The sequence below is a fragment of the Limnohabitans sp. 2KL-1 genome, assembly GCF_003063435.1.
Classification (GTDB): domain Bacteria; phylum Pseudomonadota; class Gammaproteobacteria; order Burkholderiales; family Burkholderiaceae_C; genus Limnohabitans_A.
The window spans coordinates 1-17,891 of record NZ_NESL01000001.1; the positions used below are offsets into that span (position 1 = coordinate 1).

At 59.5% G+C, this 17,891-nt stretch carries 20 protein-coding genes and 1 pseudogene; 15 read left to right on the top strand and 6 right to left on the bottom strand.

Features of this window, described 5'->3' with window-relative positions:
- Positions 1-121: 121 nt before the first annotated feature.
- Positions 122-268 (bottom strand): annotated as a pseudogene (locus tag B9Z47_RS18780) (sugar ABC transporter substrate-binding protein); the annotation flags it as partial.
- A gap of 27 nt (positions 269-295) precedes the next feature.
- Between B9Z47_RS18780 and B9Z47_RS18785 the strand changes: the two are divergent.
- Entirely contained in the window at positions 296-625 is a 330-nt protein-coding gene (locus B9Z47_RS18785; RefSeq protein ID WP_146185734.1) for a hypothetical protein, read from the top strand.
- Positions 622-1,044, top strand: coding sequence for a universal stress protein (locus B9Z47_RS00010; protein WP_108329234.1), 423 nt, complete (start codon positions 622-624; stop codon positions 1,042-1,044). Before B9Z47_RS18785 ends, B9Z47_RS00010 begins: the two co-directional genes overlap by 4 nt.
- A gap of 94 nt (positions 1,045-1,138) precedes the next feature.
- On the opposite strand, the gene B9Z47_RS00015 is transcribed toward B9Z47_RS00010, so the two are convergent.
- Positions 1,139-1,762: a TetR/AcrR family transcriptional regulator gene (locus B9Z47_RS00015; protein ID WP_108329235.1), complete on the bottom strand. Its 624-nt coding sequence runs from the start codon at positions 1,760-1,762 to the stop codon at positions 1,139-1,141.
- A gap of 168 nt (positions 1,763-1,930) precedes the next feature.
- Entirely contained in the window at positions 1,931-3,556 is a 1,626-nt protein-coding gene (locus B9Z47_RS00020) for an alkaline phosphatase (protein ID WP_108329236.1), read from the bottom strand.
- A gap of 112 nt (positions 3,557-3,668) precedes the next feature.
- Between B9Z47_RS00020 and B9Z47_RS00025 the strand changes: the two genes are divergently transcribed.
- The 12 genes from B9Z47_RS00025 (at position 3,669) to B9Z47_RS00075 (ending at position 13,630) form a co-directional block, all read left to right on the top strand.
- The gene (locus B9Z47_RS00025) at positions 3,669-4,556 is read left to right on the top strand and encodes a DMT family transporter (RefSeq protein WP_108329990.1); all 888 of its coding nucleotides are present in this window, start codon (positions 3,669-3,671) and stop codon (positions 4,554-4,556) included.
- Between the two features lie 104 nt (positions 4,557-4,660).
- Positions 4,661-5,653 (top strand): MDR family oxidoreductase, encoded by a 993-nt coding sequence (locus B9Z47_RS00030; RefSeq protein ID WP_108329237.1) that lies wholly within the window; start codon positions 4,661-4,663, stop codon positions 5,651-5,653.
- Between the two features lie 294 nt (positions 5,654-5,947).
- Positions 5,948-6,268, top strand: coding sequence for a helix-turn-helix domain-containing protein (locus B9Z47_RS00035; protein ID WP_108329238.1), 321 nt, complete (start codon positions 5,948-5,950; stop codon positions 6,266-6,268).
- A 3-nt stretch (positions 6,269-6,271) separates the two neighbouring features.
- Positions 6,272-7,603 (top strand): type II toxin-antitoxin system HipA family toxin, encoded by a 1,332-nt coding sequence (locus B9Z47_RS00040; RefSeq protein WP_108329239.1) that lies wholly within the window; start codon positions 6,272-6,274, stop codon positions 7,601-7,603.
- Between the two features lie 262 nt (positions 7,604-7,865).
- Positions 7,866-10,265: a hypothetical protein gene (locus B9Z47_RS00045; protein ID WP_108329991.1), complete on the top strand. Its 2,400-nt coding sequence runs from the start codon at positions 7,866-7,868 to the stop codon at positions 10,263-10,265.
- Between the two features lie 9 nt (positions 10,266-10,274).
- A complete protein-coding gene (locus B9Z47_RS18790; protein ID WP_233253592.1) occupies positions 10,275-10,835 on the top strand; it encodes a virulence RhuM family protein in 561 nt (186 codons plus the stop codon).
- Between the two features lie 2 nt (positions 10,836-10,837).
- Positions 10,838-11,116 (top strand): RhuM family protein, encoded by a 279-nt coding sequence (rhuM, locus tag B9Z47_RS18795; RefSeq protein WP_233253645.1) that lies wholly within the window; start codon positions 10,838-10,840, stop codon positions 11,114-11,116.
- Positions 11,117-11,250: 134 nt separating this feature from the next.
- The gene (locus B9Z47_RS00055; RefSeq protein WP_108329240.1) at positions 11,251-11,520 is read left to right on the top strand and encodes a BrnT family toxin; all 270 of its coding nucleotides are present in this window, start codon (positions 11,251-11,253) and stop codon (positions 11,518-11,520) included.
- On the top strand, positions 11,504-11,800 hold the full coding sequence (locus B9Z47_RS00060; protein WP_108329241.1) for a BrnA antitoxin family protein: 297 nt from the start codon (positions 11,504-11,506) through the stop codon (positions 11,798-11,800). Before B9Z47_RS00055 ends, B9Z47_RS00060 begins: the two co-directional genes overlap by 17 nt.
- A 78-nt stretch (positions 11,801-11,878) precedes the next feature.
- Complete coding sequence (gene dapD, locus B9Z47_RS00065) at positions 11,879-12,856, top strand: 2,3,4,5-tetrahydropyridine-2,6-dicarboxylate N-succinyltransferase (protein ID WP_108329242.1); 978 nt, start codon at positions 11,879-11,881, stop codon at positions 12,854-12,856.
- 101 nt (positions 12,857-12,957) lie between these two features.
- Positions 12,958-13,347, top strand: a complete 390-nt coding sequence (locus B9Z47_RS00070) for a type II toxin-antitoxin system RelE/ParE family toxin (RefSeq protein WP_108329243.1) — start codon at positions 12,958-12,960, stop codon at positions 13,345-13,347.
- Entirely contained in the window at positions 13,328-13,630 is a 303-nt protein-coding gene (locus B9Z47_RS00075) for an XRE family transcriptional regulator (protein ID WP_108329244.1), read from the top strand. The genes B9Z47_RS00070 and B9Z47_RS00075 overlap by 20 nt, the downstream gene beginning before the upstream one ends.
- Positions 13,631-13,985: 355 nt before the next feature.
- Here the strand turns inward: B9Z47_RS00075 and B9Z47_RS00085 are convergent, their stop codons facing one another.
- The 3 genes from B9Z47_RS00085 to yjjJ all read right to left on the bottom strand — a co-directional run bounded on the left by B9Z47_RS00085 (position 13,986) and on the right by yjjJ (position 17,178).
- Positions 13,986-15,374, bottom strand: a complete 1,389-nt coding sequence (locus tag B9Z47_RS00085) for a type II toxin-antitoxin system HipA family toxin (RefSeq protein WP_108329245.1) — start codon at positions 15,372-15,374, stop codon at positions 13,986-13,988.
- A complete protein-coding gene (locus B9Z47_RS00090; protein ID WP_108329246.1) occupies positions 15,374-15,715 on the bottom strand; it encodes a helix-turn-helix domain-containing protein in 342 nt (113 codons plus the stop codon). The genes B9Z47_RS00085 and B9Z47_RS00090 overlap by 1 nt, the downstream gene beginning before the upstream one ends.
- 128 nt (positions 15,716-15,843) lie before the next feature.
- Entirely contained in the window at positions 15,844-17,178 is a 1,335-nt protein-coding gene (yjjJ, locus tag B9Z47_RS00095; protein ID WP_108329247.1) for a type II toxin-antitoxin system HipA family toxin YjjJ, read from the bottom strand.
- Positions 17,179-17,565: 387 nt separating this feature from the next.
- Here yjjJ and B9Z47_RS00100 point away from each other — a divergent pair, with 387 nt between their 5' ends.
- Complete coding sequence (locus B9Z47_RS00100; RefSeq protein ID WP_108329248.1) at positions 17,566-17,877, top strand: hypothetical protein; 312 nt, start codon at positions 17,566-17,568, stop codon at positions 17,875-17,877.
- Positions 17,878-17,891: the final 14 nt, after the last annotated feature.

Consider the following 17,891-nt stretch of genomic DNA (forward strand, 5'->3'; position numbering starts at 1 on the left):
ATGGCGTGCCAAGTTAGCTATCGGGGTTGTGGTCCCCAAAAAAGTTTCTCGGCATCTACCCTTGGCTCCTCCACCCTCAAGTTTCTTTCATCATTCGGGGCGTCGCTCTGGATTCATGACAGTTAGCCTGTTCAAAGTTTTTGCCGAGTTTTTGCATCTCGATCATGTGGCCGTTGTTGACGGTGGCGATCACGAGTTCGGTGGCGGCGTGGGCCATGCCAGCGCTGAACAGCGCGGCACAGAGGGTGGATGCGAGGCGGAATTTCACTGTTGTCTCCTGATGAATAGGGTGAAGATGAAGCGCAACGGTTCTGAAACCGTTGAGGTGAATTCTGGCTGTGTTGTTTTGCGGCATTTATACAAATCAAGTAAACACTTGTACTTTGTTGCGATGCAAGCTCAGTATTTACCCGAATTTTGGGTACAAAGTGTGGATGACCACCTTTCCTTTTTGTATGAAAAGGCTACTTTTGAAGTACGGATGAGTCAGCAGCAAATCTTCTTCAAGCTTGGCCCAGCAGATCTGGCAAGCCATCCATGCTCACAATTGACCCAAGTCAACACCTGCTTTTGTGACATCTGTAAAGTCAAACCTTCTTTGATCCGCAACAGGAGACCTTCATGAAAATCTTATTGGCCGTTGACGGCAGCGAATACACCAAAAAAATGCTGGCCTACATCACCACGCACGAGGAGCTCTTCAGCACGAACAACAGCTACACCCTGTTGACCGTACAGCCGCAGTTGCCACCGCGCGCACGCGCAGCGGTTGGCAAGGAAGTGGTGGAAACCTTTCAGCGTGAAGAAGCTGAAAAAGTGCTCGGCCCGGTCACCAAGTTCCTGCTGCGCCACGACATTGACGCCAAAACCGTCTCCAAGGTGGGCCATGCAGGCGAGATCATTTCCAAAACCGCCGACAGCGGCAAGTTCGATCTGGTGGTGATGGGCTCGCACGGCCACGGCACACTGGGCAACCTGGTCATGGGTTCGGTCGCCACCCAAGTGTTGGCGCACTGCAAAGCGCCCGTTTTGTTGGTGCGCTGAAGGCGCTGGACACAACGGCTTGGCTGCCTGCGCCTTGGCTTGAACCATGGCCCACCGTGTGGGCGATGGCAAGCCGGCCAAACTGAACGGGGCTTCAGCGGGCGTTCAAACCGTCAAAGCAAGTGCTCATCACCAAGTCGAGGATTTGCTCGTCGGTGTGTTGTTCACCCATTTTGAGGAACTCCAGTACCGGGTCGCAAGCGCGGGCGAACAAGGTATAGAGCACGGCCACGGCCGGCAAAGCTCGGTTGATTTGACCTTGGGCCTGGGCCTCTTCAATCCAGCCCCCCAAAGCGTCGCTGACTTCCATCAAGCCGTCCATGTAGTCTTTGCTGGCCATCAAGGTGGCTCGCAAACTGGAATTCTGGCTGGGCAGCGAAGGCATCTGACCTTGCAACTTGAGCGTCATCGTCCAGCGCGTGACCGCCTTGAGCTTGTCCAAGGCCGACCCATCGGCCGGAATGTTCTGAATCACGTCTTGCGCCCGCCGCATGGCTGTGACCATGGCGGCGCAGGCCAGCTCTTCCTTGCTGGTGAAATGTTTGTAAAGGCTGGCCTTGGCAATGCCGACTTCGGCCGCGACCTCGTCGACGGTCATGGCGTCAAACCCTTTTTCGGCCAGCAGGCGATTGACCGACTGGATGATCGCTGTTTCCCTGGCCGCCAGCATCTGGACCTTGAAAGACTTTTTGGGCGCTTTGGCAATTTCGATGTTCATATTTTGATTCTAGCCCTGGAGATCAAAAAAAGACCCGATAGTTACCCTTGAAAACACCCGGTTCAGCAAGCAAGCCTGCCAATGTCAATGGTTACCGGCAGGTTTCGGCCACCCCAACACATGGGCCGCACGCGGGGAACATGGCGGGCAGCACGGCCTGCCGCCCGCTCACGACACAGGCTGCACCCCGGCAACGCCTTGAACCACCGTCCAGGTGCCTTGCACCCCCAACCGGGCATCCGGCGCGGCCGGGTGGGGTGTGGTGCGAAACTGTGCCGTCAACCGATCAGGCCGGATGTCCAGCAAGGTATAGCCCCTTTCGTTGGCGCGGGCATGGCGGATGTCGGGATTGGCGCTCTGGATCTGCGACAGCAGTTTTTGCGACATGCCTCGTGAACTCACGGAAGTGGTCACCACCTCGCTGGCCAGGATGGGGGAACGCTCGTCATTGGCTTGCAAGCGCAGTTGTGCGGCGACATTCATGTGCACATCACCGCCCAACATCACCACATCCATCAAGCGTGCGTCGGCCACGGTCTGCATCAGCCTGGCCCTTGCTTGCGGGTAACCGTCCCAGCCATCGGTGAAAGCACTGCGTCCCAATGGCGTGTTCAAACCGGCGCTGGCCATCAAAGTCGACTGGGCCAACAACTTCCAACGCCGTTGGCTTTGCGTGAGGCCATTGGTGAGCCATTGCTCTTGGGCCATGCCCAACATGCTGCGCGACGGATCGGCCAAGGCATCGCAGCCCATCACCACCCGCCCACCACCACGCATCGGGTCCGGGCACGCTTGGTGATGGCGGTACTGGCGGCAATCAAGCGTCCACAAGTCGGCCAGCTTGCCCCAGGCCATGCGATCGTGAATGCGCATCTGGCTGAGGTTGGCAGGGTCGGGGCCCAAGCGCACCGGCATGTGTTCAAAATAAGCTTGGTACGCTGCTGCCCGGCGGCGCAGAAATACCTGCGGATCGGTGAATTGACGGTCCAGGTCGTTGGCGTAGTCGTTGACCACCTCGTGGTCGTCCCAGGTCATGACCCATGGGTGCGCCGCATGACAGGCCTGCAAATCGGGGTCGGTCTTGTAATGGGCGTGACGCTCACGGTACTCATCGAGAGACAAGGGCTCGGCCCCGTCATGGGCACGTATCTTGTATGCCGCATTGGTGCTCTCGTAAATGTAGTCACCGACAAACAGCACCAGGTCCAACGCTTGACCGGCCATGTCACGGTGCGCCACAAAGTGGCCTTGTTCGTAATGCTGACAAGACGCCAAACCGATGCGCAAACGGTCCACCGCCTCGTGCAATGCCGGACTGGTGCGCGTATGGCCCAACGGGCTGACGGCATTGCCACACACAAAACGGTACCAATAATGTCGCCCCGGCTGCAAGCCGTCGGCCAGCACATGCACACTGTGCCCCCGGCTGGCATCGGTCTGCACGCGCCACTGACGCAGCGGGTGACGCAATGCGGCATCGACAAACACCTCGCACACCACGGGCACCGCTTGCGCCTTCAGCGCCGCATCGGCTTCGGTGATGCGCAAGCGTGTCCACAACACCACACTGCCCGGTTGCGGCTGGCCGCTGGCCACGCCCAAACAGAAAGGATCGTTTTGCCAACGCGGTCCCGTGACAGCCCCCTTGACACCGCCGACGGGCTGCGCGCGGGCAGTAGGCGATAGCCAAGGAGAAACGGCCAGCGCCAGTGCCATGCGTTGCCAGTCCCGGCGGGTCAGGGCAGACCGTGAATGGAAGTTCGCCAGGGAAATCAAGGGATCGGGGTTTTTCATGTACTGCGCCCGTGCAACACAAGGCACAGGAGGCAGGCATGTTACCTGCACCTGCGCATGAGGTGGCCGTCTGTGACAGTTCGCTCACCCCGGGCAAGGCACAATGCGCGACATGAATGGGCGCAAAGAAAATCTGGACAGTTTGGCGGTGGGCATGTTACTGGCATGCTGCATGTTTTGGGGCCTGCAGCAGGTGCTGGTCAAGTTGATCCTGTCCGAGGTCGCGCCCCTGTTCCAGACCAGTTTGCGTTGCATCGGTGCCTGCGTGCTGCTGCTGGTCTGGTGCCGCATGCGCGGCATCCAATTGTGGCAACGCGACGGCAGCCTGTGGCCCGGACTGTTGGCTGGCGGCCTGTTTGCCGCAGAATTCGTCTGCATTTATTTGGGCCTGCTGCACACCACGGCATCGCGCCTGACGGTGTTTCTGTACACCGCCCCATTTTGGGTGGCTGCGCTGGTGCCCTGGGTCGTCCCCTCCGAACGCCTGCGCCCCATGCAATGGCTGGGCATGGCCTGCGCTTTCGTGGCGGTGGTCTTTGCCATGCGCGATGGCGTAGCGACCAGCGTGGGCGCAGGCAACATGGGCGACTGGTTGGGCCTGACTGCGGGCGCCTTGTGGGGCCTGACCACGGTCAGCATCCGAGCCAACCAACTCACCCGCATCGCTCCGGAAAAGCTGTTGCTCTACCAAATCGCCACCACGGCGGTGGTGGTGCCCTGGATATCCCTGGCCTTGGGCGAAACCTGGTCATTCAATTGGAGCCCGCTGGCCTGGGGTTCGATGCTGGCACAAACCGCGATCGGTGCCTTCGCGAGCTACCTGGCCTGGATGTGGATGCTGGGCCACTACCCCGCCACGAAAATTTCGGTGTTCGTGTTTTTGACCCCGCTGTTCGCGCTGCTGTTTGGCACTTGGCTGCTCGGCGAAACGGCCACACCCACGCTGCTGGCATCGTTGGGTCTGGTGGCTGTGGGCATTGTGCTGGTCAACCGAAAATGATTTCCCCCGTAGCTCGGTGCATCAGCGCCGACTCTGCCCTTTGTTGAAACCTGGCCGTCGGGGCTGAAGTCACCGACCCACAACCCCCCTCTAAAGGAAGCGCCATGACCTACCAAGCCCTGCAAATTGAAAAAGACGACGCCGGTTACCGCTGCACGCTGCAAACGCTCGACGACAGCGCCTTGCCCGAGGGCGATGTGACGGTGCAGGTGGACTATTCCACCGTCAATTACAAAGACGGCTTGGCCATCACCGGCAAATCGCCCGTGGTGCGCAAATTTCCGCTCACGCCCGGCATTGACCTGGCGGGCACCGTGACCGAGAGCCAGCACCCGCTCTTCAAAGCGGGCGACCAAGTGGTGCTCAACGGCTGGGGCGTGGGCGAAAGCCACAGCGGCGGTCTGGCGCAAAAGGCGCGCCTCAAAGGCGACTGGCTGGTGAAGTTGCCCGCCGCCTTCACCCCGCGCCAGGCCATGGCCATTGGCACGGCAGGCTACACCGCCATGCTGTGCGTGATGGCGCTGCAAAAGCACGGCGTCACACCCGCCAGCGGCGACATTTTGGTCACGGGTGCGGGCGGCGGCGTGGGCAGCGTGGCGATTGCGCTGCTGGCCAAGCTGGGTTACCGCGTGGTGGCCAGCACCGGCCGCCTGCAAGAGGCCGACTACCTGCGCCAACTGGGCGCGGCCGACGTGATGGACCGGGCCGAACTGTCTGCCCCCGGCAAACCGCTGGCCAAAGAACGCTGGGCGGGCGTGGTCGACACCGTGGGCAGCCACACGCTGGCCAACGCCTGCGCCAGCACGAAATACGGCGGCGTGGTCACCGCTTGCGGCCTGGCCCAGGGCATGGACTTTCCGTCGAGCGTGGCCCCTTTCATCTTGCGCGGCGTGACGCTGGCGGGCATCGACAGCGTGATGGCCCCGCGTGCCGTGCGTGAAGCAGCCTGGGCGCGACTGGCGCAAGACCTGGACACCGCCCAGCTGGAGCGCATGACCCGTGAAGTGGGACTGGCTGATGCCATTGGCTTGGGCGCGGAGATTTTGGCGGGGCAAGTCCGTGGGCGGGTGGTGGTGAAGATCAGCGATGTGATCTGATGCCCTATTTATCATCAAATGGATGATGTCGTCGATTCAAATACCGATGCTGTATTTGGCATCATTTTTGATAATGGCTTCAAAAATTTCATTGCCAGCATCACTTAACTGCTGCAAACAAAAAAATTATGGATGGATTCAAAGCTGCCGGTCACAACAACGATCTTCGAATCGATGATATATTTGCCCTCAAAATGACGGGGCTGAGGGCGTTAAAACCTTCGATTCGCCACTTGGTTTGATGACAAATAAAGCACTGTTTGTTGCCTACTGAACTGCCTTGGAGAAGCGCCTATGTCCATGCACCTGACGAACTTGCCCGAGCTGGGTTTGGCGCTTGCGCGTCTGCGACGCGATCAAGGCCTCTCCCAGCGCGAGCTTGGCAAGCTCTGTGGCATGGCGCAGTCCACGCTGGCCCGGCTAGAGACTGGCCAACTCAGCGAATTTGGCTCCCGAAAACTCCTGCGCCTGCTGGAGGTACTGGGGGCTGGCCTGAGCGTGACCCCTCTGCGTGGGTCCGGGGCCAGCTTTACCCTGGACGACGCGCTGGCCGAGCGCCGAACGCAGGTTGAATTAGAAGCCCAACCCCCACTGACCCAACGAGCCAGGGGGTGATCCATGAAACTGACCGTCTTTGTCCATGACACAGCAGTGGCCACGCTGGACTCGCCCGATGGCTTTGGGCATGTGCTCTCCTACTACCCTACGGCCAAGCCCGAGCAATTCACCTCCTTGCTCATGCCCGTGCGCACCCAGTCTTACGACTATCCGGAGCTGCACCCGCTCTTTCGGATGAACCTGCCCGAGGGCTTCCTGCTCTCGGTGCTTCAGGAGCGCCTGGGACCCCATATCGGCGCTTCGCCCCTGAACTTGTTGAGCGTGGTTGGACGCAATGCCATCGGCCGCGTGAAAGTCGCCCCTGAGGGAGCGGACCCCAAGTCGCCACCACTGGCCTTCGAGGTGCGCAACATCTTGCGCGGTGACAACTCGGAGCAGGCCTTCATGAGCCTCGTGCGGGAGTTTGCCGTAAGCGGGGTCAGCGGCGTGGTGCCCAAGTTCCTTGCGCCGGCTGCTGCGGGCCAAGATGCCAACCAACTGCCCGGCAAGACCACACTGGCCACCGAAAAATTCATTGTCAAGGGAACGCCCGCTTCCCTGCCTGGAGTAGCGCTGAACGAACATTTCTGCATGCAAGTGGCGCAGCACGCCTTTGGCAACGCCGCAAAGACCGAGGTCTCCGACGACTCACAGGCCTTGGTCGTACACCGCTTTGACTACGAAGAAGACGGCCAAACCCGCCTAGGCATGGAAGATCTTTGCAGCCTGCTTTCTCTGCGACCGGAACAGAAATATGACGCCACTTGGGAGCGCGTCGTCAAGCGCATCAAGGACGTGACCCCTGTTGGGTGCCAGGCCGCCGCACTCTCGGACTTGGGCAACCTCTTGCTGCTGACTTATGCGCTGCGCAACGCAGACTGCCACACCAAAAACATCGCCTTGCTCTATTCGAGCCGGCAGGATGTACGACTGGCCCCCGTCTACGACATGCTCAGCATCACCGTCTACGACGACTATTGCAACAATCCGCCAGGCATGTCCATCCAAGGCCGCCAGACCTGGAACCCAGGTAAGGCGCTGCCCCTGTTCTTGCAGCACTACTGTGGCATCGGGTTGGCTGAGGTCCATGCCAAAGTTGAACGCGTGTGCGAGGCCATCGTGGCGGTATCACCAGATGTACTGCGCGCCATGCATGACCACAAGCACTTCACCGAGGTGGGTGTGCGCATGCTGCGAGCCTGGAACGAGGGCATGAACAGCCTTCGTCTGCAAAAAGCTTGGAACCTGCCGAGCCTGGACCACTTGTTAGAGGATGAGTCACTTGCCAGAGTAGCCGACCCGAAAGCACCCCGAAAAGTCCTGGGCCGCAGCCCTTTGAAACTGATGAGCTGAGACATTCAACCAATTTAGAGGCGCTGCGCTTGGCTTGACACAGGCATGCCAAGCTTGCATTTTTTGATCATTGCATCAACAAATGACCCCCAAACGGGAGGCTTTTGAGGGGTTTTCTGCGCCGCCGAAGCTGGCAGCCGAGACGAACAAAATTGGCCGCTCACCCTTGCTGGGTGAGCGGTAAAAAATATGAATTCAAAAGAATTCTTTTGAAAAAGGCTGACGCACAATGTTGAGTTATTCATCCAAAAGCACATCCCCCGTGAGCCTCTACAGCCAGCTGCAAACCGCCAAAAGCGAAGAAGACGTCAAAGACGCGTACATCAAGGCCCTGGGCCTCAAGGGTTTCACCAAAGGCCTGATCGACATTCAGACGCAAGAAATCTGGTTTGAAGCCAAAGACACGGGCCGCAACTCCAGCTACGCCATGTTCACGCAGCTGCTGCATTACGTGCAGGTGGCACTCAACAAAGGCGAGCAAGTGCCGCCCTTTTTGGCCGTGATCGACACCGAAAAAGCCGCCATCATGAAAAGCGCGGACGTGCTGCCTTTTCTGGCCAAGAAAACCATCCAATGGGGCAAGTCGGCCAGCCAATACACCCCAGAGGCGCTGGACGACATCTCGGCCCACATCGGTACCTACTTTGTGTCGTTCAAGCTGTCGACGCACGAAGACGAGTTCATCAGCACCGTCAAAGCGGCCATCAAAAGCGGCGACATCATCCGCACGCAAATCACACCGGACAACCTGAAACAGGTGTTTGACAAATGGGTGGCCATGATCGGGCGCGAGATTGGCGGCGTGACAGAAGACGACTACGCGCTGCTGTTTTTTGCGGACATCATGCACGACGGCACCGTGTCCACCCACGCCAATTTGCCCGCTGAGCTGATGCACAAAAACGGCGCACCCGTGTTCACGCTGGGCGGCAAAATGTTTGAGCTGGGCAACAAAGAAGGCTACCGCCAGTTTTGGGCCATCTACCACCGCCCGCCCAAGTCGGAATACCGCGACTACCTGCTGGAGCGGCGCGACAGCCTGATCCCGTACGACGAGCGCAGCTTCAAGGGCGCGTATTACACGCCCCTGCATGTGGTGGACAAAGCCTATGACAAGCTGACCGAAACGCTGGGCCCCAACTGGCAAAAAGACTACATCGTCTGGGACATGTGCTGCGGCGTGGGCAACCTGGAGGTGAAGCACAGCAACCCGCGCAACATCTACATGAGCACGCTGGACCAGGCCGACATCGACGTGATGAAAGCCACCAAAACCTGTGTGTCGGCCACCCGCTTTCAATACGACTATTTGAACGACGACATCACCGACGATGGGAAGATCGATTACAGCCTGAGCAACAAGGTGCCACCCGCATTGCGCAAAGCGATTGCCGAGGGGAAGAAGATTTTGGTGCTGATCAATCCGCCTTATGCGGAGGCGACAAATCTTGAAAACATCTCAACAGGATTGCTTGCCGGTGAAAACAAATCGGGAGTCTCCAAAACAAAGTTGGCCGCTAATGCAATGGCTGCTTATGGCAAGGCCAGCAATGAGCTTTTCACGCAGTTCGTAGCGCGGGTAGCTCAAGAAATTCCAAATGCGACTTTGGCGATGTTCAGTACTTTGAAATACATCAACGCCCCAACCCTTGCCACTTTTCGAGCCAATTGGAACGCGAAATATCTGGGCGGTTTTGTGGTTCATAACCACGCATTTGATGGGTTGAGCGGAAAATTCCCAATCGGCTTTCTAGTCTGGAAAACTGATCAGCACCAAAAATCTCAGATCACCGAAATTCAAGTCGAAGTTCTTGATAAGGACGCACGCGAAATAGGTTCAAAGACGTTTTTCAACTTGCCTACCAATCAATATCTAAGCGAATGGTTTGTTCGACCAAAAACAAATTCTGTTGATGTTGTTCCGTTGAAAAATGCGGTCACACCCGCCACAGCAACAAAAGATTTGCGAGGCACCAAATGGGCAGATGGTGCAATTGGGTACATGCTGTCTGGAGGCAATGACCTTCAGCACGCAGAACAGCAGACAGTTGTTTTTTCATCTGGGTACGGCAGTGCACGCGGTTTCTTCATCACCGACAAAAACTTATGGCAAGCGGCCGTCGTCTTTGCCATGCGCCGCGCGGTTCGCCCCACTTGGCTCAACGACCGCGATCAATTTCTGCAACCGACCGAACCACTGACGGACGAATTCAAAACAGATTGCCTGATGTGGATGTTGTTCAACCGCAGCAACCGAACCGCCAGCGCCGACGACCTCGAATGGAACGGCAAAAAGTGGTCCATCGTGAACCACTTCATCCCCTACACCGAAGCCGAGGTCGATGCGCCTGACCGCTTCGAATCCGACTTCATGGTGCAGTACCTGGCGGACAAAACCCTGTCCGCCGAAGCCACGGCGGTGCTGGATGCAGGACGCAGTTTGTGGAAAGCCTACTTTGCCCACACCGACGTGCGCACGGTGCGTGACCAATACAAACTCAATCGCCCGGATGTGGGCTGGTACCAGATCCGCAACGCCCTGGCCGAGCGCAACAAAAGCGGCGACACCGCGCCCATCAACTTCACGCCTTTTGAGTCGGCCTACGAAGCGCTGACCACCAAGCTGCGCCCCCAAGTGTTCAGCCTGGGCTTTTTGCGATAAAGGCACATCGTGAATACCCCAAAAAACGATCCAGCGATCCCTGGCGAATTTTTGCTCTACGAGACCGAAGATGGCCGGGCTCGTGTGGAATGCCGCTTTGTGGAAGCCAGCCTTTGGCTTTCACAAGCCGCTATGGCAGATTTGTTCCAGACCACCAAGCAAAACATTGCCAAACATCTGAAAGCCATCTTTTCCGAGGGTGAGTTGGCCCAGGATTCAGTTGTCAACCAATGGTTGACAACTGCTGCCGATGGCAAGAGCTACCGGGTTTCCCACTACAACCTAGACGCCATCCTGGCGGTGGGCTACCGGGTGCGCTCGGCACGGGGCACGCAGTTTCGCCGTTGGGCCACCGAACGCTTGCGGGACTATCTGGTCAACGGCTTTTTGCTGGATGACGAGCGCCTGAAGAACCCGCCGGTAGGCGATTCGGCGGCTCCCGACCGTTTCAACGTGTTGCTGGAGCGCATTCGAGACATTCGCGCCAGCGAACGGCGCATGTACCTGCGGGTGCGCGAGATATTTGCCATGGCCATGAGCCTGAAATCCAATCACTCAACCGCATCGTGACGATGTGGCTGGATTACGCAGAAGACCAAGCCCTGCGCCGTAAAGAAGTGTTTTTGAAAGACTGGGCCGAAAAGCTGGATGCCTTTTTGACTTTCAACGAACGCCAGGTGCTCGAAGGCGGGGGCAAGGTGTCCAATCAACAAGCCACAGCGCATGCCCAAGCGCAATATGAGCAGTTCGCCGCCCAACGGCGAGCACTGTTGGAATCCGAAGGGGCAGAGTTCAATATGCGCGCTTTGGAAGACGCGGCCAAAACATTGCACAAGCCCACAAAGGGGTGATGCGACACAGCGCCAATTAACTTCACACCCTTTTGAGTCGGCCTACGAAGCGCTGACCACCAAGCTGCGCCCGCAGGTGTTCAGTTTGGGGTTTTTACGCTGACAGATTGATTTTCAGTAGCTACACAAATACAATGAATATCGAGTTCGACCCGGCCAAAGACGCTTCCAACCAGATCAAACATGGTCTGTCAATGGGCGTAGCCGTTGAACTCGACTGGGAATCCGCGCTGGTATGGGTTGATGATCGGTTTGAGTACAACGAGTTGCGAATGATCGCGCTCGCACCCCAAACCGAAACCCTGTACTTCGTGGCATTTGTAGACCGGGCACCCGCGCGAAGAATCATCAGCCTTCGCCGTGCCAATCGACGCGAGGTAAAGCACTATGTCGACAATTTCTAAGCGCCCAACCGTGCGCATGCCGAGCGTGCAAGAGGACAAGGCCATCACCGCCGCAGCGCGCCTTGATCCCGATGCGCAGCCGCTCACGCCCACGCAATTGAAAGCCATGGTCCCACTCAAGAGCTTGCGCGGTCGGCCCAAGTCCGAGAACAAAAAGCAGCTGGTGTCCGTGCGCTACAGCCCCGAGGTGCTGGCATATTTCAAGTCCACGGGCGACGGTTGGCAATCGCTCATGGACAGCGTGCTGCGCCAATATGTGGCCAGCCATTCGAGACCTTAAGCCGCCATCCCCGATAATCACCCATCCAAATTTCCACCGGCCCGCACGCACTGCGGGCCATTTTTTCGGAGCAACACCATGAGCACTTTCCAAACCACCGGCGCACGCGCCACGGGCCTCGCCACCCTGGCCGCTGACGGCACCGTGCTGGACACCTGGTTCCCCGCCCCCGAACTGGCGGGCGATGTGGCCGCCAGCGGCAGCACCCGTTTGACCGAAGCCGAAGCCGTGGCGGCCCTGGGCGCTGACGTGGCCCATGCAATGACCGCCTGCGCCGTGCGCGGCACTTTCGTGGTGGCTGTGCGCACCGAGATCAAGTCGCTGGCCGACGCGCCCGCCGACACGCACGACGCTTACCTGCGCCTGCACCTGTTGAGCCACCGTCTGGTGTTGCCGCACGGTGCCAACATGACCGGCATCTTTGGCCTGCTGGCCAACGTGGCTTGGACCAATTTTGGCCCTTGCGCCGTGAGCGAAGTGCCCGCCGCCCGCCTGAAGGCCCGTGCTGCGGGTCGCATGCTCGAGGTCAAAGGTGTGGACAAGTTCCCGCAAATGACGGACTACGTGATTCCATCGGGCGTGCGCATTGCCAACGCCGACCGCGTGCGCTTGGGCGCTCACCTGGCCAGCGGCACCACCGTCATGCACGAAGGCTTTTGCAACTTCAACGCGGGCACGCTGGGCGCGAGCATGGTCGAAGGCCGCATCAGTGCGGGCGTGGTGGTCGATGACGCCAGCGACATCGGCGGCGGCGCGTCCATCATGGGCACGCTGTCCGGCGGCGGCAAGGAAGTCATCAAGGTCGGCAAGCGCTGCTTGCTGGGCGCGAATGCCGGCATCGGCATCTCTCTGGGCGACGACTGCGTGGTCGAAGCCGGTTGCTACATCACCGGCGGCAGCCGCGTGCAAATGCCCGACGGTTCGCTCATGAAGGCCAAGGAACTGTCCGGCAAAAACGGCATCTTGTTCCGCCGCGATTCACAGTCGGGCGCGTTGCACGCGATCCCGCGCAACAAGAGCTGGGGCGAGTTGAACGCTGAGCTGCACAAGAACTGATTTTTTTCGTTCCTGCAATAAGAAACGGCGTGTCTGCGGAAGTGGGCACGCCGTTTTTGTTTGAGCTTGACCAAATATGGATTTAAAACCATAATTCGGCGATGACTTGGACCGTTCTTTTTCATGATGCTTTTGACCTCGAGTTCGAAGCCTTGGCGGACGACCTGCAAGACGAACTGTTGGCTCATGCCCAATTGCTCGCCAAGTTTGGACCTCATCTGGGGCGTCCCTCGGTTGATACGCTGAAAGGCTCGCGGTACGCCAACATGAAAGAGTTGCGGTTTTCGTGGAACCAACAGGTATGGCGACTGGCCTTTGCTTTCGATCCCGAACGGCAAGCGATTTTGCTGGTCGGGGGTGACAAAGGCGGTGCAGATCAGCGCAGGTTTTACAAGCGCTTGCTCGCCACAGCCGACGACCGCTACGACGCGCATTTGCGCACACTGAATCCAGCCCACAAGGAGCACCAAAATGGCAAAAAAACTCGATGATGTGATGAAAGCACTGCCCAAAGCACGGCAGGAGCGCGTCGAAGCACGCGCCATGGAGTTGGCCACCCTCAAAGACCTCCGGCAAGCTGCACAACAAACCCAAGCGCAAATGGCGGCAACCCTGGGCGTGCGCCAAGACACGATTTCCCGGCTGGAAAAACGCAGCGACATGCTGCTTTCGACGATGCGTCAATATGTGGAGAGCATGGGCGGCAAGTTGGAGTTGGTCGCCAAATTCCCGGACCGTCCACCAGTGGTCATCGATCACATTGGGGTGAATTGAAGGGCATCCTGTTCCGCCGCGATTCACAGTCGGGCGCGTTGCACGCGATCCCGCGCAACAAGAGCTGGGGCGAGTTGAACGCCGAGTTGCACAAGAACTGATTTTTTTGTTCTGCAAAAAGGCACGGCGTGTCTGCGGAAGTAGGCACGCCGTTTTTTTTGATTTGGCGAAATATGGAGCGTCAGGCACTCTCCACTTCAAACCGCAGCCCTTCAACCCCGTCGTTCGTAAGCCTCCGCCAAGAGCTGTGCCACAGCCTTCAAGGGGATCTGTCGATCCTCGCCAATCCACGACGGCACACCATGCCTGTTTTGCGCCCGGTCAGCACAAACTGGTCATCGTCCTCGCCTTGCGGCTAAGGCTTCCCCCGGCCTCGTATCTCGCCCACCAGCTTCGGGCTGGCGATGTCCTCCAGCGCCCGGAACGCGCCCACCAACTGGTCCACCAGAAAGCCGCTGGCCCCATGTGCTTCAAATGTGGTTTTCCACTCCCGCACCTCACTCCACACGCGTCGGATGATTTCCAACGCCCTTGCGCGCGACGGCGTGAACGCCGCAAAGCGGCTGAGCGCGTTGTCCAGCGTGGCGAGCTTGCCTTGTTCGCCCACATTTAGGTGGAGCATGCGCTCGTAGGCCACGCCGGGGCGGGGCACCACGTCATAAAGCGGGCTCAGTTGCCAGCCACCTAGGCGCGGGTCGCGCACAAAGGCGTGGTTGCGCAGGTGGTCGTCGTCATTGCTGACAAAGATGTTGAACACCAAGCGGGCAAACAGCTCTTCGCTGTCGACCTGGATGCGCGAGGGGTGAACGTATTGGCGAATCGCATGCGCCAGGTCGTGGTAGCCCTTGTTGCGCGACTCGAACTCGGAGCAGGCGACTAAGGTGAGACCGCTCACATAGGGCAATCGCCCCTCGGTCAGTGCGGGGGCGGGTCGGGTGTCGTGCAGGGCGGTGCTGACCGCAGGCAGCTCGCCCGGCGCGGCCCAGTAGCGGTCAAAGCGGCGGATCAGCATGACCGGGCGCTGGCCGATCTGGATGTAGCGCACCTCAGGCACGGTGAGCCCGCAGCGGCGAGCCAATTCCAGCGTGCAGCTTTCAGCCCGGGCAACGTCAAAAGCATCGCCCCGGGCTGGAAACTTGGCCAGCCACAGGCCGCCCTGCTCGTCGCGCACGGACGCTTTGGGGCGTGCGCCACCGGCAGACGGCCCAGCGCCTAAAAATGGCTCCAGTTGGGCGGGAACGGGAAGCCCTAGCTCCACGGCTTCGGCCGCCTGCATCACATAAGGCAGCGAATGCAGGTCGCTGGCCGAAGGTGAGTCGGGACTGCCAGGGGACAAGCGAACGTCGAGCGCGCCCACGCGGTCGCCCCCGGCGGCCAGCAGGTAGTCGGCCTCGGACAGTGAGTTGGCTGGCACTTTGCGACGGGCTTCGATCACACGGCGCCCCCAGGCGTCGGGGGCTGCGTCGCGAATGCCACCAAACTCATCCAGCCCATTAACCGGAAACAGCGCTTGGCCGCGCACGGTATCCCGGTCGGCCAGGCCCAGACTGACCGGGTCCACCTCGATGGCGGCGGGGCGCTTGAGGTAGCCCAGGCCATAAGCGAAACGCGATGCGAGTTCGCGGTTTTGCAAGTTGGCACCCACGATCTCCGTGAGGGTCAGCAACCCAGCAGGTACAAATCGCCCTTCGGCCTGGCCAGGCAGCCAAGCGAACACCGCCAGTTCGACTTGGGTATTGGCCATCAGAAGTCCAGCTTGTCCAGTTCGGCCTGGCTCAGGGCGCGCACCCGCTGTGTGCGCTCGCGGGCGGCGAGGGCTGCGAGCGAGGGGTCGGTTTCTTGCAGCAGGCTCAACAGGGGCAATCCCGGCGCGATGGCCTCCAGGTAGCGCAGGATTTGCGCGAGCGTGCGGCCTGAGTCGCCTTTCTCAATGAGGATGGCAGTAGAGCGAGCGATACCAGCACGCGCGGCGGCATCGGCCTGGCGCCACTGGCGGGCTGTGCGCAGGCGCGCGAGCTTTTCGCCCAAGTCACGGGCTTCCTGCAAGCGGGCAGGGGTCAACAGTGGTGTTTCGTTTCGCTTCATGCTTGAATGTCTACAATCACAGACTTATTGATTTTAATGTCTACGATTACAGACATTTTAAATACAACAGCATCTGACCGCAAGGCTCTGGCAGCAAACCGTCCTCAGAGGGGTCGAATGCGTGCCCTTTAAAGCCCATTCACCAAGCCTTCGTTGACCTTGGCCACCGCACGGAACTCCTCGCTGATCCGCACATCCGATGCCGCGCTTTGCCAGAACTGAAAGGCCAGCGCCTTCGCTTGCGGCCAGACGCTGAGGGTGTGGGCATTGGGACGCGGCAGCTGGCTGGCCCAGTTGCGTTCAACGACCTCACCCGCCACAGGGGCGTAGTACATCGGCAACATGTCGTAGGCCGGGGCCAGTTGCCAGCGGTGCTGGTGCAGCAGCAGCAGCGACACATTGCCGTGGTGGCGGTCGGTGTTGGCGATCAGTGCACCAAAGGCGTCGAGCAGGCACAGGGTCTGGATGTCGGCGGCGCTCAGGCTTTCGGCACCGGCGCGGCTGGTCTGCATGGCGGTGGCGGCCCATTGCGAGCCGATGCCGATGTAGTGGGCGTCGTACATCTCCAAAGACACCATACCCACGCGGCCCTGCGCCGTGCGGTCAAAGCGGCGGCTTTGCAAAAACACCCGGCCTGCGGCCTGCACGATGTCGGTCTGCGCGGCGGCAATGCCTGCGGTTTGCAGCGTTTGCAAGGCCAATGCCTCGCACACCAACAAGTCGCGCCAGCGCTGGTCGGCCGGGGCGTCGCCTGCGGGTGAGAACTTGACCAGCACGGGTACACCGTCCGTCACCGCGCCAAACTTGGGTTGCTCGCCGCCCGCACTGGAGCCTGGGGCCGCGCTGCCCAAGGCTTGCAGGGCCAGACGGGGGTAGTCTTGCGCCGGATCGGTCACCTCCGGGGCGGCGCTGCGGCTGGCAGGCAGGGCCAAGTAGCGGTCCAGCGAAGCACCACCCACCAGCAGGTTGCCGGGCAGGTCTTCGCCTGCGCGCACCAGCGCCTGCAGGATGTGGTCGTCGCTCCAGTGCGCCAGATGGGGCGGCAAGGCCAGCTCGGCATGCGTCTGTGCAAAGGCGCGGCCCAAAAAGCCCTGGGGCCGGGTGTCCATCAAGAACCAGGGCAGGCTGGGGTGAAAGGCGCTTTGACCATGGGCCTTGTCGGTTTCTTCCATCCAAAAGCCGCCACCGACCAGCGGATAAAGCGTGCCAAAGGCTTGCAGCTCGCCCCCGGGCTGCACCTGATGAATGAGCACGTGTCGCCCCACACCCGGCACATCACGCGGCAACAGGTAGCGCTGCGCCCGGGCCGCCCCGACCTTGACCACTTGGCCCGTTGCCAACAGTGGGGCCAGCAGGCGTGACATCGTGGGCTGGCTCACGCCCAGCTGCACTTGCAGCTCGGGGCTGCTGGCGTGGCCGTTGTGGCGTCGCAAGGCAGCGGTCAGGGTTTCGGTCGTGGTCATTGAATGGATATCTGAATAAATATTTCAATGATACATCGCATTCAAGTGCTTGTATTGAAAGGACTATTTCTAAAAATTGGCAGCCATAAAGAAATACATTGAATGGATTTTTTTTGGTGTGATGTGGCTTTCTGAGGTCACGGCCTCAAGCCGCCAAACCGTTCAGAAATTCATGCGCCGCCGCGATCTGAATGTCGCCACCTTGCGACTTTTTTAAAGCACTTTGTAATTTAGTCGCAACTTTTATTCAAAGTACTGAACAAAAGTCGCGACACCCTCACCATAGCCTTGCTTCATTTTTCGGCAACGCAAAGCTTTTGCCCACGAAAAAGACCACCAAATCATTCACGAACAACTAACATTCACCCCTCATCCCAAGGAGCTTCCATGTCACCCCGCCTTGTTCTGACCTTCAAACTGCTGACCGTTGCAGTATTTGTCATGGCAGCCATCAGCTTCATGGTCAAACTGTTGTGGCCTTTCGCAGACGCGATGACGCTTGTGATCTACACGCTGGCCGGGTGGGGGCTGCTGAGCCTGCTGGCTTTGCTGGGCGTGGGCTGCGTCATCGTATCGGCCAGCATATGGCAATGGATCTTGCGGCATCGCGGCACCGACACGCAGTGGCTCTGGTTTCCCGGTGAGCCACAAGGCCTGGCCCGTCAGCGGCAGAGTCAGCGGCTGCACCAGCCGGACTGAGCGCTGCAAGACCC